The sequence below is a fragment of the Haloarcula sp. CBA1127 genome (assembly GCF_001485575.1).
Taxonomy (GTDB): domain Archaea; phylum Halobacteriota; class Halobacteria; order Halobacteriales; family Haloarculaceae; genus Haloarcula.
Genome location: NZ_BCNB01000001.1, coordinates 207684 through 221352 on the forward strand (window position 1 = coordinate 207684; position 13669 = coordinate 221352).

General features: G+C 56.8%; 12 protein-coding genes. 9 read left to right on the forward strand and 3 right to left on the reverse strand.

The genetic code is table 11. The features are described from left to right. Positions 1–227: 227 nt before the first annotated feature. On the reverse strand, positions 228–1346 hold the full coding sequence (locus AV059_RS00905; protein WP_058991473.1) for an NADH:flavin oxidoreductase: 1119 nt from the start codon (positions 1344–1346) through the stop codon (positions 228–230). Between the two features lie 440 nt (positions 1347–1786). On the opposite strand from AV059_RS00905, the gene AV059_RS00910 reads away from it, so the two are divergent. The 5 genes from AV059_RS00910 (at position 1787) to AV059_RS00930 (ending at position 7239) form a co-directional block, all read left to right on the forward strand. Further along, entirely contained in the window at positions 1787–2983 is a 1197-nt protein-coding gene (locus AV059_RS00910) for an ABC transporter substrate-binding protein (protein WP_058991518.1), read from the forward strand. Next, positions 2983–3867 (forward strand): carbohydrate ABC transporter permease, encoded by an 885-nt coding sequence (locus tag AV059_RS00915; protein WP_058991474.1) that lies wholly within the window; start codon positions 2983–2985, stop codon positions 3865–3867. Before AV059_RS00910 ends, AV059_RS00915 begins: the two co-directional genes overlap by 1 nt. A 1-nt stretch (position 3868) precedes the next feature. Then, on the forward strand, positions 3869–4771 hold the full coding sequence (locus tag AV059_RS00920; RefSeq protein ID WP_058991475.1) for a carbohydrate ABC transporter permease: 903 nt from the start codon (positions 3869–3871) through the stop codon (positions 4769–4771). Between the two features lie 9 nt (positions 4772–4780). Beyond that, positions 4781–5920 carry an ABC transporter ATP-binding protein gene (locus tag AV059_RS00925; protein WP_058991476.1) on the forward strand — a complete coding sequence of 380 codons (1140 nt, stop codon included), beginning with the start codon at positions 4781–4783 and terminating at the stop codon, positions 5918–5920. A gap of 374 nt (positions 5921–6294) precedes the next feature. Beyond that, positions 6295–7239, forward strand: a complete 945-nt coding sequence (locus AV059_RS00930) for a glycerophosphodiester phosphodiesterase (protein WP_228841674.1) — start codon at positions 6295–6297, stop codon at positions 7237–7239. A 53-nt stretch (positions 7240–7292) separates the two neighbouring features. On the opposite strand, the gene AV059_RS00935 is transcribed toward AV059_RS00930, so the two are convergent. Then, on the reverse strand, positions 7293–8084 hold the full coding sequence (locus AV059_RS00935; RefSeq protein WP_058991477.1) for an HAD-IIA family hydrolase: 792 nt from the start codon (positions 8082–8084) through the stop codon (positions 7293–7295). 121 nt (positions 8085–8205) lie between these two features. Further along, a complete protein-coding gene (locus tag AV059_RS00940) occupies positions 8206–9507 on the reverse strand; it encodes an MgtC/SapB family protein (RefSeq protein ID WP_195156596.1) in 1302 nt (433 codons plus the stop codon). A gap of 299 nt (positions 9508–9806) precedes the next feature. On the opposite strand from AV059_RS00940, the gene phnD reads away from it, so the two are divergent. From phnD to phnE (AV059_RS00960), 4 genes are read left to right on the forward strand one after another with little or no spacing between them, the layout of a single operon-like run. Continuing rightward, positions 9807–10985, forward strand: coding sequence for a phosphate/phosphite/phosphonate ABC transporter substrate-binding protein (phnD, locus tag AV059_RS00945; protein WP_195156597.1), 1179 nt, complete (start codon positions 9807–9809; stop codon positions 10983–10985). Between the two features lie 15 nt (positions 10986–11000). Further along, positions 11001–11816, forward strand: a complete 816-nt coding sequence (gene phnC, locus AV059_RS00950) for a phosphonate ABC transporter ATP-binding protein (RefSeq protein ID WP_058991479.1) — start codon at positions 11001–11003, stop codon at positions 11814–11816. A 5-nt stretch (positions 11817–11821) separates the two neighbouring features. Further along, on the forward strand, positions 11822–12637 hold the full coding sequence (gene phnE / locus AV059_RS00955) for a phosphonate ABC transporter, permease protein PhnE (RefSeq protein ID WP_058991480.1): 816 nt from the start codon (positions 11822–11824) through the stop codon (positions 12635–12637). Further along, on the forward strand, positions 12637–13431 hold the full coding sequence (gene phnE / locus AV059_RS00960) for a phosphonate ABC transporter, permease protein PhnE (protein ID WP_058991481.1): 795 nt from the start codon (positions 12637–12639) through the stop codon (positions 13429–13431). The genes phnE (AV059_RS00955) and phnE (AV059_RS00960) overlap by 1 nt, the downstream gene beginning before the upstream one ends. Positions 13432–13669 lie beyond the last annotated feature (238 nt).

Genomic DNA, 13669 nt, shown 5'->3' on the forward strand with positions numbered 1-13669 from the left:
GAGTCTTGCACGTCGATTGTGACAGAAATTGAATAGAACAACGGTTTGTTCGATACAGAGCGCGTATCCGTCAAGCCAATCTGATTGACTCAGGTGCAGACTCTGTGCAAGATCTGCAAACCTACTGAGTAGCTGATCCGGTCAACATCTCGCTGAACGAAATTGCGGGAAAATTAGCCTGTATGCATTGAGAGCGCCAGTCTCAACTACTGGGTGTCCAGACTGCTTCAGTCGTCGGCCGAGGCACCGCCTGTCTGCAGTTCATGCTCCGAGAGTTCTGCGGACGGAGCGAGGAACTCAGCAGGGTCGAATGCAGTCAGTTCCTCACCCTCCGAGACTTTGTCAGGCCAGTCCGGATTGGCGAGTGCGCTCGTCGCCAGCGTTACGAGGTCGGCACCGGCATCGACCTTCTCGCGTGCTGCGTCAGGCGTTCCAAGCCCGCCGTTGTCGATGATGACTGTCTCATCGGCGGCGTACTCAGTTGCGGCACCGGCCAGGGTCGGTCCGTCGTCACCAAACGCTGGCGTGGTCGCATCGGGTTCAGTAACGTGGATGTAGTCGGCACCAGCCGCCGACAGTTCATCGAAAAACACCGCTGCGGCGTCCTCGCCTTCGGGCCACCGGTGTGTCTCGTCAAGGGCGGTCGACTGTGAGACACGGATGCCAACGACGAAATCGGCAGGTGTCGCCTCGTCAATCGCGGCGACAACCTCACGCGGATAGCGCACCCGGTTTGCGGGCTTACCGCCGTACTCGTCGTCACGTTGATTGAACTCTGCCGAGAGGAATTCGTGAAGCAGGTACCCATTTGCACCGTGGATTTCGACACCATCGAACCCCGCTTCGATGGCGTTCTGTGCCGAGGTAACGAACGAGTCACGGATATCGGCTAGCTCATCGACCGTGGCTGCTTTGGGCGTAGGAAATTCACCGCTCCCGCCGTAGGCTTCGGCCTTTTGTCCCTCCGGTTGCACCGCCGACGGGGCAATCGTCTGTTCCCCGTCGATATGTGGATTCCCCTGACTCTGTGCCCCGGCGTGCATCAACTGGGCGAAGATCGGGACACCAGCGTCGTGGACTGCCTCGGTAACCTGTTTCCAGGCCGCCGCTTGCGTGTCGGTCGCCAGCCCTGGCTGGTTCAGATACCCCTGGCTGTATGCGTTGTCTGGATACGTCCCCTCTGTAATAAGGAACGAGAACCCACCGTCAGCGAACCGCTGATAGTACTGTGCCATCTCCGCCGTCGCATGGCCGTCGTCGGTGGCGCTCACCCGTGTCATCGGCGCGAGGCCAACTCGGTTGTCTAACGACAACTCGTTGAGTGTAGTTCCGTCGAACAGTGTCACACCATTCGGTAAGCGGATAAGACAATTAACGGCTGGTTCAGCATACGCCGAACCAGTCCTCTTTGAGTGAAAAGATAATAAATTTGCAATTTCGAAGCACGCTTCGAATGTGGTCACTCTGGCGTGACTGGGAGAGTCACCAAACGCACGGAGTACCGGAAGCCAGCCGCTCACTTGCTACGTCTATCGTTCAGTTATGACGCCCATATACGCGTACTGTCTGCTATAGAGAGAAATTATAATCATTCATCTTTCATGCCTTGGTCGCACAGGATATGGTTCACAGTGGTGGCGGGTACGACCATGTATCGCGGCGGTCGGTTCTGAAAGCATCGGGGACTGCACTCACGGTTGGGACCGTGGGGTTGGCCGGGTGTAGCAGTAGTAGCGGTGCCAGTGTCCGGCCAGTCAACGAAGACAGTCTCACTATCTGGCATGCTATGGGTGGGACCAACGGTGAGACGCTGCAGGGGTTAGTCGACCAGTTCCAGTCCGAGACAGATATCAACGCCAACCTCGTTTTTCAGGACTCTTACGAGGGAGTGCTGACGAACACACTGAGCGCACTCGACTCCGGCGAGGTCCCTGATGTCTTCCAGATCGACAGTCTGTTCGCCCAGCAAGTCCTCGATACGGACGCAGTCGAGCCCGTCGAGAACTTGCTCTCCGACGACTACCCGGTCGATGACTTTCTATCAAACGTGACCTCGTTTTTCACCATCGATGATACGCTCACATCGATGCCGTTCAACAACTCCAACGCGATTCTCTATTACAACCGGTCGGCGTTTGAGGAAGCCGGGCTCGACCCGGACAGCCCGCCGACAACGCTTGAGGAAGTGCGTAGTTACTCACAGACGCTTGTCGACGAAGGGGTCACCGAAGCTGGGCTCACCTGGCCGAACCACGTCTGGTTCGTCGAGCACTTCTACTCTGTCGACGGACAGACGCTACTCGACGCCGAGAACGGCCATGCCGGCCAGCCGACGACGATGCACACGGACAACAGCACGGCTCGGTCGCTGTATGAGTGGTGGCACGAGATGGCTGATAACGGCCTGTTCAGCAACCCCGGAATCGAGGCCTGGGGGGAAGCAACGTCCACATTCCTTACCGGGAAAGCCGCTATGTTGATGACCTCGACGGCATCGGTCACTGGTATCCGCTCCGGCGCAGAGGAAAACGGATTCGAGGTCGACAACGCATTTTACCCGACGATTGACGGCGATCGAACCGGGCCGGTTATCGGTGGTGCTTCGTGGTTCGTTCCCTCCGGACTGCCACAGGAGCGCCAGGACGACATCGGCAGCTTCCTCGAATTCATGGGACGACCGGAATCACAGATCACCTGGCACAAGGGGACTGGCTACTACCCGATTCGACAGAGCGCTGTCGAGCAGCTCGAAAACGACGGCTGGTTTGCGGAGAACCCGATGTACCGAACCGCGTTCGACCAGTTGACACAGGCCGAGAGCACGCCGGCGACGAAACGGATGCTCATCGGTCCAGCTCGACAGGTCCAGACAACAATTCAGGATATGTCAGTCGAGCTGTTCAGTGGCGATGTCGGCGTCGACGAGGGACTCTCCGAGCTGAAATCGGCCGTCGAAGACGAACTGGACCGATACTACAGCTAATGTCCACACGCGAAGTCTTTACGGACCGCCTGCAGGCCGGCGTGTTGCTGTTACCGACGATGGTCGTATCGCTGGTGTTCCTCTACTACCCGACGGTCCGTGCAGTTGGACTCAGTTTGTACCGGGCCTCGCTTGCCCGAGGTGACGTGTTCGTCGGGCTCGAGAACTACAGACGGTTAGCCAGCTCCTCGGAGTATCTCCGGAGCGTCCTGATTTCGGTGCTGTTCGCTGTGTGTGTCGTCGTCGGCGTAATGGCCGTTGCCCTGTGTGTCTCCTTCCTTATCCACGAGATTGATGTCGGAAAGGGGCTGTATCTGGTGGCGGTTATTTGGCCGTACGCACTGCCGCCGGCCGTCGCCGGGCTCGTGTTCCTGTTTATTGCACACCCGAACATCGGTATCTTCACGAGCTACATCGAGGCCCTTGGCGTCAATGTCAACTGGTTCAGCAACGGTCCGCAGGCGTTTGTTGTCGTACTGATTGCGGCAGTCTGGAAGCAGATCGGGTACAATGTTATCTTCATGACAGCCGCGCTCGGCAACGTCCCCGAGTCGCTGACTGAGACCGCCGAGCTCGACGGCGTCTCCCGAACGCAGCGACTGCTGCGCGTGTACGTCCCGATCATCTCGCCGACGCTCGTGTTTCTGGTCATCATGAACACGATCTACGGCTTTTTCGGGACGTTCCCGATGGTCGATCTCATGACGAAAGGTGGGCCCGCCGGTGCGACAAATATCCTCATTTATGACCTCTACCGGACCGCCTTCCAGTTCTACGAGTTTGGATTCGCCTCGGCGAAGTCCGTTGTGCTGTTCATCGCTGTTGGGCTGTTGATGTACGGTCAGTTCCGGCTGAGCGACAGATATGCCTACTACGGAGGATAAGATGCTCGGCTCACTCCTTACTGCGTTGACCGCCGCTGCTGAGCGCTCCCGGTCTGCGGGACGAACTACCAGTGAACGCCTCCAGCGATTCGAGACGGAGCAGCTCACGCTGCACATGCTCGCAGCGACCGTCGTGTTCCTGATCGTACTGCCAGTGTTGATCGCGGCGCTCGTCTCCACGAAGCGGGCGGGTATCGTTACGTCTATCGGCGATCTGGCACCCGGCGGCCACGCGCTGTCGAACTACCGGCGTGCGCTCATCGGCCTCGAATTCTGGCGATTTATGCTCAATTCGTTCCTGATGTCTGTTGCCGTCGTCGTCGGGAAACTGATCGTGTCGCTGCTGGCCGCGCTGGTGATCGTCTACTACAGATTCCCGTACAAGAACGCCGTGTTCCTGTTTATCCTCTTTACTCTCTTGCTCCCGGTCCCAGTCAGGTTTGTGCCGCTGTATCGCCTGACGACGGAGCTTGGCATGAGTAACACCTTCTTCGCGATCACGGTCCCGTATCTGGCCAGCGCGACAACCGTGTTCATTCTGCGCCAGCACTTCTTATCGATTCCAGCCTCACTCGTTGAGACGGCGAAGGTTGACGGTGTCGGTCCATTGCGGTTCCTGTGGTCTGTCCTGATTCCGATGTCCCGTGCCGTTCTCGTGGGCGTGTCGGTGATCATGTTCGTCTACACGTGGAATCAGTACCTCTGGCCGCTGGTGATCATCAACGCTGAGAGCCTGCAGGTCGCACAGGTCGGGCTGAGTCTGCTTCGCGGCCAGGCCAGCACCGGTGAAGTGGCCTGGTCCATGGTGATGACCGGGTCGATGCTGACCCTGTTGCCACCGCTGGCGCTGCTAGTGCTGTTCCGACGACAGCTGCTGGAGACGTTCACGATTCAACAAAAATGAGAGGAAATTATGACTGACGTAACCTTACAGGACGTACGAAAGGAATTCGATGGTGTCGTCGCCGTGAAAAATATCGACCTCCAGATCCCGGACGGGGCGTTCGTGACGGTGGTCGGGCCGAGTGGTTGTGGCAAAAGCACCACGCTCCGGCTGATCGCCGGGCTGGAGCAGGCTACTGACGGCAATATCCGGATGGGCGATCAGGACGTCACCGGCGTCGAACCGAAAAACCGGGACGTCGCGATGGTGTTCCAGAACTACGCACTGTACCCGCACATGACCGCGCGCCGGAACATCACGTTCGGCATGAAGTCGGCCGGTGACTTCAGTGACGAGGAGATCGACCGTCAGGTGGCAGAAGCCGCATCGGTGCTCGACATCGACGACCTGCTCGACCGAACGCCCGGCGAGCTATCCGGCGGTGAACGACAGCGAGTCGCACTCGGTCGCGCATTAGTCCGGGACCCGGAGGTGTTCCTCATGGACGAACCGCTGTCGAACCTCGACGCCAAACTCCGGATCAAGATGCGGGCTGAACTGGCGAAACTCCACAGCGAATTCGGCACTACCACAATCTACGTGACCCACGACCAGACAGAGGCGCTGACGCTCGGTGACCGGGTGGTGGTGATGAACGACGGCCGCATCCAGCAGGTCGACAGCCCACAGCGGCTGTACGACTACCCCGAGACTCGGTTCGTCGCGGAGTTCATCGGCGACCCCGCGATGAACATGCTCTCCGTGGATCTCTCCCGTGATGGGACTGGATACGAGGCCGTCGGGCCGACGTTTCGCATCCCGTTACCCGAGGGCGACGGTTTGGAAACAGCCGCCGGAGGTCAGGCGTTGCTAGGCGTTCGGCCGGAGAGCCTTTCGGTGGCTGATTCGGCCAACCGAAGCTCGTTCGACGCTGAAGTAACCGTCACCGAACCGCTCGGTGATAGCCTCCTGCTGGAGTGTCGGACCGGCGATCAGGAGTTCAAACTACACGCCGAACCCCGAACGGCCGTCGAGCCGGGCGACCGAGTTACGTTGACAGTTGAGACCGAGCGGCTCCACCTGTTCGACCCACAGACGGGCGAGGCCATCTATCACGCAGCGGCGGCGCAACCACCCGAAGAAACTGGTCCCATCGATAGCACTCTCTAGATTTTCTGACTGATTCTCTATCCTCCGACTGACGCGAGGGCACCGACATCTTCGGCTCGATCCGGTGCTGCGGCCGTCTCGAACGCGACGACTGGAATCGACCACAAGGGATAGTGGCAGAACGCTGTCTCAGAGCCGCTGCTAGCGAGAACGCTGTGCAAGCTCATTTCCGTCCGATTCGCTTGTTAAATGTAGTCTAAACACAACAAAGCCGGAGATACATCCGGTATTTGTGCTATATATGAATATATACCTCCACTCTACAACCGTTTCTACCGCTGTATAACCAAAATAAACTCAAGAAAACGCAACGGTATATACTGATATGTGCAATCAATAGTTATATATAGATTGTGTAGGTAATAGGCCACGGAATGGTTCGAATACCAGACATATGCCGTCGAACCGTGCTGAAGAGTACGTCTGCTGTCGCACTCGGGTCCATCGTGGGCACTGCGGCTGGCAGGGAAAACGATCACAGCAGTACCGAACCGCCTATCGCTTCCTCACCGATCCTCGCTGCACACCGTGGCTACCGGGGTCTATATCCGCAAAACACCATCGCCGCAGTTCAGCAGGCAGCGTACGGCGGTCCTAGCAGTCACGAGTACAATACCGATATGATGGAATGCGATCTCGTGCCTGCAGGCGGGAAACCCTGGAAGGGTGAGGACTTCGAAATCGTCGTTTTCCACGACGATAAGCTAGACGACCTAACAGACGAATCCGGATACGTCTGGGAGAACGACGTGCAGACGGTTCTGAACGCTGAAATCCGTGACAGCGGTCAGACGATCCCTCGATTAGACGAGTTCGTCGAAGCGACGCCGGACAGTATCCCGCTCAATATCGAGTGGAAAGCTGCGGGTGTCTCTCCCGATGATGATGCGTCAGCATCTGCCGTCGAAACTTGGGACCCGTTTACGGAACAGGCACTTGATGTCCTCTCCAATCACGAGAACGACTTTATCGTCCAGTCGTTCGAAAAGGCTGCGCTGCAGTCCGTTCGTAACTCAGACTCCGAGGTTCCGATAGCGTACTTGCTCTGGGACTCAATTGAAGAGGGTCTCTCTGTCGTCCGTGACCTGGACGCGGAGTACATCCAGCCGCCGTACAATATGATCATGAACACGCCCTTCTTCAACGAGGACTACTACCTCGAAGACCCGGATTTCGCCGAGATCGATCTGGTCGAGACCGCTCACGAGGAAGGTCGGAAGGTAATCCCGTACACGATAACGACATGGCATCAGGCGGAGAAGCTCGTCGAGGCCGGTGTTGACGGAATCATCGCTGACTACCCCGGCGTGCTCGACTGAACTTTTGGGGTATCGAGACCGCTGGAAACAGTTACTCCCTCCCTTTTCCGGACCTACTGTCCGTGTTCTACGATCGCTGCCAGCTCTGAAAGGTCGGTCACAACGTGGTCAGGACTCACGTCACTTTCTTCTAACTCCGCCGTACTGGTAACGCCAGTTAGTGGCAGTACCGTTTCCATCCCGGCCTGGTTTCCCATTCTGATGTCTGTCCCGAGGCGATCACCGATCATGAGACAGTGCTCCGGCTCACTACCGAGGCGTTCCAGCGCCATCTGAAGGATGACGTTGGACGGCTTGCCGATCAACTGGTCCAATTCCTGCCCGGTTACTCCTTCAATTGCCCCGATCATCCCCGCTGCATCGGGTATCTCACCGCCATCCACAGGACACGTTCGATCCGGGTTAGTCGCAATGAAAAGCGCGTCGTTCTCCGTGAGTGCGATTAGCGCATCCTGTAGCGTCTGGTAATCAAAACCGAAATCAAGTGACGCGATCACAGTGCCTGCTCGCTCTGGGTCGGTCGTCGTTTTCAGCCCAGCGGCGCGCAACTCCGCAACCAAGGCGTCCTCGCCGATGACGTAGATTTCGCGCTCCGGATACTGCGCGGATAGATAATCCGCTGATGCGGTGGCGGACGTGATGATGCCATCACTGCTGCAGTCAATGCCCAGTGCGTTCAGCTTCTCGCAATACTTTTCACGCCGATCAATCGGCTTGTTGGTGACGAACAGCGTCGAAAGCCCCGCCTTACGTACTGTCCGTACTCCCTCTGCAGCGTTTTCGACTAACGAATCTCCGCGATAGACTGTACCGTCGAGATCGATAATTGCACTGGTGTATGTCATCTAGCGTCCTCCGTCTCAAACCGTGACGCTTCCGCAGAAGCCACTGCTGCCGAGATCACAGGCGCTTTCTTCACTGCAGGGACCGTGGCGACCCTCGAAACACGCCGATAGCTCTGTCCGTTCATACTAATTGGATGCTGATAACCACGCCGCCGATTCCGATCAGCGACAAGTAGAGTGACTTTCGCACCACCGGCGCTAGCAGTGAGCGGTTGATACTCGTTGCAAACCCGATTTTCACGAGGATACTGGAGAGCGTCCCGGCCAGCACACCCTGCGCCGCTACTGCCGGCGATATTTGACCAGTCGACGTCAGCGTTACTGCGGTCGTTGTCGTCGTGCCGCTCGATACGATTCCGCTGAGGAAGCTCGTAATCAGGAAGCCGGCTGTTCCGAATATGCGCTGTGCTCCGGCGGTGAGAACCAAGACCGCGAGGAAGAGCAGTCCGAATTTCAGCGCGTTCGCGCTGCTAAACGGCGAGTCGAAATCTAGTTCCAGATCACCCTCCCAGTCGCTATCGTAATATGCGAGTCCGACGCCACTAATCGCGATCAGGCCGAGGGGCAGTCCAACACTGACTGCCGACTCGGGGACGAATGCAACGATGATTGCTAAATTACGGACTGCCATCGCCGCATCGGCGATCAGTATCGTTCCCACCGCGAGTTCTGTGATCCCAGCGTTGCCTTTTGCACGGCCCGCGATTTCGCCGATCACAGCAGTGGAGTTCACCAGACCACCGAAGAAGCCGGTGACTGCGATCCCCTTGCTCCCGTATCGCTGCATCACGATATAGTTGACAAACCCGATCCCACTGACTGCAATCACGAGCATCCAGACCAGTTTCGGATCAATCGCATCCCATGGCCCGTACGTTCCGCCGGGCAGGAGCGGATACACGACAAACGAGATGATCGCAAACTCACCGGCGCTGCGTACTTCTTCTCGCGATAGCTGGTTTGCAAAGTCGTGTAGCTCCCTTCGAAGGACTAGTAGGAACGATGACGTTATACCGATGATGACGCCGATCAGGACGTGATCGGCTCCAACCAAAATCCCGACCGCGTACGCGACAAGGAGTGAAGTCGACGTTGTCAGGGACAGCCCGGAGTCCAACTCACTATCCTCGCCGGTCCACTGTGCGACTATGCCCCGGATCCCAAGCAACCCTCCTTGAACGAGTACCAGTGCCCCTCCCGAAGCAAGTAGTATCGGCTCGTTGAGCGACATTGCGGCAGCGCCGACCAGGCTGGTCAGCGTAAACGTGCGGATTCCTGCCGACTTGTTGGCCCACTCTCGTTCGAGCCCAAGCAGCATACCAAGTGCACCTGCAATAAAAAGGTGTAGTATCTCAGGATCGATAGTTATCCCATCTATACCTCCGAAAACGGCCGTATTCGCGATTGCACTCATTACAGTCATCTTATCTTACAAACGGTGGTTCCGTCATTTTTATATAGTCTATATACTACTATATTCTATATGGAGACAAATATACTGATGGGTAATAGGTGTTGGCCTTGAGGCTCGCTTGAATATTGCCGTGGCCCCTGCGGAGCTCGATGGTTGCCCTCGATCACTGCTTAGTGTCCAGTATCCTTCATATATCTAATTCTAATACTTATTTCAACTTCTATATGATGAGCGTCTAAAACTCGACATGATGGGTTTGTGGTTTTGTCAGATTTAAACATAAATACTTTTTAACCCAGGTTTCGCACATGTCTGCGTCGACAATGAAACAGAACCCATTTGACCGACGATCTGTGTTGAAAATTGGCGCTACTGCGCTTGCAGCAGGCGTTGCAGGCTGTTCTCAGGAGAGTAGCCAGAACACCGACTCATCTGGTGGTGACAGCACTGATAGCAGTGACGGTTCCAGTAGCGGTGACGGTAGTTCCGGACAGAGTACCAACTATCCCGAGTTCGATCCGGCGAACCCGGAGTTCCCGCAGCTGATGCAGACGCTCATCGAGACGGGGTTCGAAACGGGGTCCCTGCAGGACCTGAAAAACATGAAGGAACGCGAGAAGCCTCGCTACGGTAACCCCGTCCAGAGTACTCCCGATAATCAAGACGACCTGATTGACCCGGACCGCATCGCGTTTGCGATGACACCGACGGAGGACCCGGCAGTCTACCGGGATACGATGCAACCGCTGATGGACAACATCGCCGAAGAGACGGGGAAATCGGTCAAGTACTTCCCCCTCAACTCGTACGCGTCCCAGATTGAGGCGATGCGATCCGAACGCCTCCACGTCGCCGGTTTCTCTACTGGGCCAACGCCTTTCGCTGTGAATCTGGCCGGTGCTGTCCCGTTCTCGCTCCAGATCTCGAAGGAGGGTGACTTCGGATATCGGCTGTGGCTCGCCACACAGGCGGATAACGACGACATCTCGTCGCTTGAAGATATCAAGGGCAAACGTGTCGCACACGCCGAACCGTCGTCTAACTCCGGGAACCTCGCTCCGCGTGCGCTGTTCTCGAACCAGGGTGTCACTCCAGGCGAAGACTACGAAGTGAGCTATTCCGGCGGCCACGAACAGAGCATCCTCGGAGTGGCAAACGACGACTACGATGCTGCCCCTGTTTGTAGCACCTGTGTCACGCGTGTTGCGGAGGCGGACAACATTGATCCGACGAATCTCAAAGTCGTGTGGGCCAGCAATCCGTTCCCCACAACGAGCTTCTGTTACCGCTACAACCTGAAACCAGAAATTCAGGAAGGTATCAGGGCAGCATTCCTCGATTACGACTACTCGGACACCAAGATCGCGGAGGTATTCGGTGGTCGCGGAAAATGGACGGAGATTGATTACGCTACGACCTACGATATCATCCTCCAGATTCAGGAGAACAACGAGATCAAGTACAACACCGATAACATCGAAGGCTAAGAAGAGAACCGAATAATGCTCTCTGTAGATAATCTGGAAAAAACGTACGACTCCGGTGATAAAGCACTCAAAGGTGTCTCATTCGAAGTCAGTGGTAACGAGATCGTTGCGATCATCGGGCCAAGCGGGGCCGGAAAAAGCACGCTCGTTCGTAGTATCAACAGGCTGACCGAGCCCACTGGCGGGCGTGTCCTGCTCGATGATACAGAGGTGACTGGCTTGGACAAATCAGCCCTTCGCGATGTCCGTCGCGATATGGGCATGATCTTCCAGGAGTTCAATCTCGTCGAGCGCCTCACGGTGATGGAGAACATACTCTCCGGCCGCCTTGGCTATCTCAGTACGTGGAACGCGTTCCGTCGGAACTTCCCACCAGAGGATATCAAGCGCGCACGGGAGATCCTCAGTCGGGTGAATCTGGAGGGCGTCGAAAACAACCGTGCAGATGAACTCTCCGGTGGCCAGCGGCAGCGCGTCGGTATCGCCCGTGCCGTCATTCAGCGGCCGAAAATCCTGCTCGCTGACGAACCGACGAGCGCGCTGGACCCCGACACCTCTCGGGAGGTCATGAGCCTCTTGACGGACATCGCTCACGAAGACGATATCCCGATCATCATCAACATCCACGAAGTCGATTTGGCGGTCGACTACGCGGACCGGATTATCGGACTCAGTGACGGTGAGATCGTCTTTAACGGCCCACCTGACGATCTAGATCAGGCAGCCAGAGACGAAATCTATCGCGGTGGTGAATCCATTGCGGAGCGCGAAGGGCCGAGTGCTGGTAATAGCACGGACTCTGATGACGTCATTGCCGAACGAGGTGACTAATCAACATGGCTGCTGAATCTGGATCGGCCGTTGAAGGATCTTGGGAGCGGCCCACAGTCTTCTACAACAAGAAAGTCAAGTATCTCATCTACGGACTTATCTTGTTGTTCTTCGCGTATAGCTTCTGGAACCTTCGGATCTCCCCCAGCCGATTCGTTCGAGGGATCGGAGCCGGTGTCGAACTCGTCACGAGTATGCTCCCACCAGCGTACACTCCGTCCCAGCGGGAGCTGCTCATTCAGGGCATCGTCGAGAGTATCGTGATGACGATTGTCGCCACGACAATGGGGATCATCGTCAGCGTGCCGGTTGCGATTATGGCTTCCAATAACCTCTCGCCGAAGCCAGTCTACTATATCGGTCGCAGCATCGTTGCAGTCACGCGCTCGCTCCACGAGCTCATCGTTGCGATCATCATGGTCAAAGCGGTCGGATTCGGTCCACTCGCTGGTGTCCTTGCCCTCGCGTTCAAAACGATCGGATTCTTCGCGAAACTCCTCGCAGAGGAGATCGAAGACATCGATCGCGGGCAGATGGAAGCGATCACTGCTGCCGGCGGGACACCCGTCCAGACGTATCTCTACGGCGTTCTCCCGCAGGTAATGCCCCGGATCGTCGGGCTGTCGATTTACCGGCTCGACATCAATCTCCGTCACAGCACTGTCGTCGGGATTGTCGGAGCCGGTGGTATCGGGATCACGCTGCTGAACTCCTTCGATAAGTACGATTACCAGTTCAGCATGGCAATTATCGCTGTCATCGTCGCGATTGTCATGGTCGGTGAAGGTGTCAGCGCTCTCGCTCGGAGGCGGATCCAGTAATGTCAAACAGCACTGACTCTTGGAGCCGGTTCGACCGCCGTGAGCGCTTACTCCGGTTCTTCGGGCTGCTGGCTGGGCTCGTCATTCTCGTCGCAGCCTGGCGCGCCATGGAAGTGAACTACGGCTACGCCGTGACTGCCCCGCGTGAGCTGGCCGACCTCTTCGGTCGGATGTATCCGCCCAATGTGGGATACTCCCGGAAGATCGTCGGGCCGCTGCTCGAGACGATCAATATCTCGATCCTGGGCACGGCACTGGCCATCGTGATGGCGATCCCGGTTGCGTTCCTCGGAGCCAGCAACACGTCGCCCAACAAGCCGGCGTACCTGCTGGGTAAGTTCATCATCTCGTTTACCCGTTCGGTCAACGTCATCATCTGGGCACTGATCTTCGTGGTTATCTTCGGCCCTGGGGCCCTGGCTGGCGTGCTGGCGATCTCGATCAGATCGATCGGGTTCACTGCAAAGCTAATCGCGGAAGCCATCGAGGAGATCGACCGCGGGTCTGTCGAAGCGATCACTGCAGCTGGAGCATCGCCGATCGATGTGCTCATCTACAGTATCGTTCCACAGATCAAGCCGGCGTTCATCAGTGTCGCGACGCTTCGATGGGACATCAACGTCAGAGCGTCGACGATCATCGGATTTGTCGGCGCAGGCGGGATCGGTGTCCCGCTCCAGACTGAGATCAATTACTTCAACTGGGAAGCAGTCCTGACGATTCTCATCTCGATTCTGGGCCTTGTGCTCATCAGTGAAGCCATCTCGGCCTATCTGCGCAAGAAAGTAATGTAGGCGAGCAGTCAGCTCGTATCGCCTATTATTATCCGACCAATTAAATACATAATATTGTTGAATTACTATCAAAAAACTTATATATTTGGGGTGTATATAGCCAGTGGGGCCAACGCCAGTGTCTGCCAACCTGGTTTCCCCCTTCTCCGTCTTGCGAGTGCCTCTATCGACGGATACAGCGTCGCGAGACAAGTCATTCCGCAAGGAGGTAAGATAGCGGGGCCGCTAGTGCGAACGG

Coding starts and splice junctions, on each gene's coding strand:
- AV059_RS00910 (WP_058991518.1), top strand. CDS start 1,787: ATGGGTGGGACCAACGGTGAGACGCTGCAGGGGTTAGTCGACCAGTTC.
- AV059_RS00915 (WP_058991474.1), top strand. CDS start 2,983: ATGTCCACACGCGAAGTCTTTACGGACCGCCTGCAGGCCGGCGTGTTG.
- AV059_RS00920 (WP_058991475.1), top strand. CDS start 3,869: ATGCTCGGCTCACTCCTTACTGCGTTGACCGCCGCTGCTGAGCGCTCC.
- AV059_RS00925 (WP_058991476.1), top strand. CDS start 4,781: ATGACTGACGTAACCTTACAGGACGTACGAAAGGAATTCGATGGTGTC.
- AV059_RS00930 (WP_228841674.1), top strand. CDS start 6,295: ATGGTTCGAATACCAGACATATGCCGTCGAACCGTGCTGAAGAGTACG.
- AV059_RS00935 (WP_058991477.1), bottom strand. CDS start 8,084: ATGACATACACCAGTGCAATTATCGATCTCGACGGTACAGTCTATCGC.
- AV059_RS00940 (WP_195156596.1), bottom strand. CDS start 9,507: ATGACTGTAATGAGTGCAATCGCGAATACGGCCGTTTTCGGAGGTATA.
- phnD (WP_195156597.1), top strand. CDS start 9,807: ATGTCTGCGTCGACAATGAAACAGAACCCATTTGACCGACGATCTGTG.
- phnC (WP_058991479.1), top strand. CDS start 11,001: ATGCTCTCTGTAGATAATCTGGAAAAAACGTACGACTCCGGTGATAAA.
- phnE (WP_058991480.1), top strand. CDS start 11,822: ATGGCTGCTGAATCTGGATCGGCCGTTGAAGGATCTTGGGAGCGGCCC.
- phnE (WP_058991481.1), top strand. CDS start 12,637: ATGTCAAACAGCACTGACTCTTGGAGCCGGTTCGACCGCCGTGAGCGC.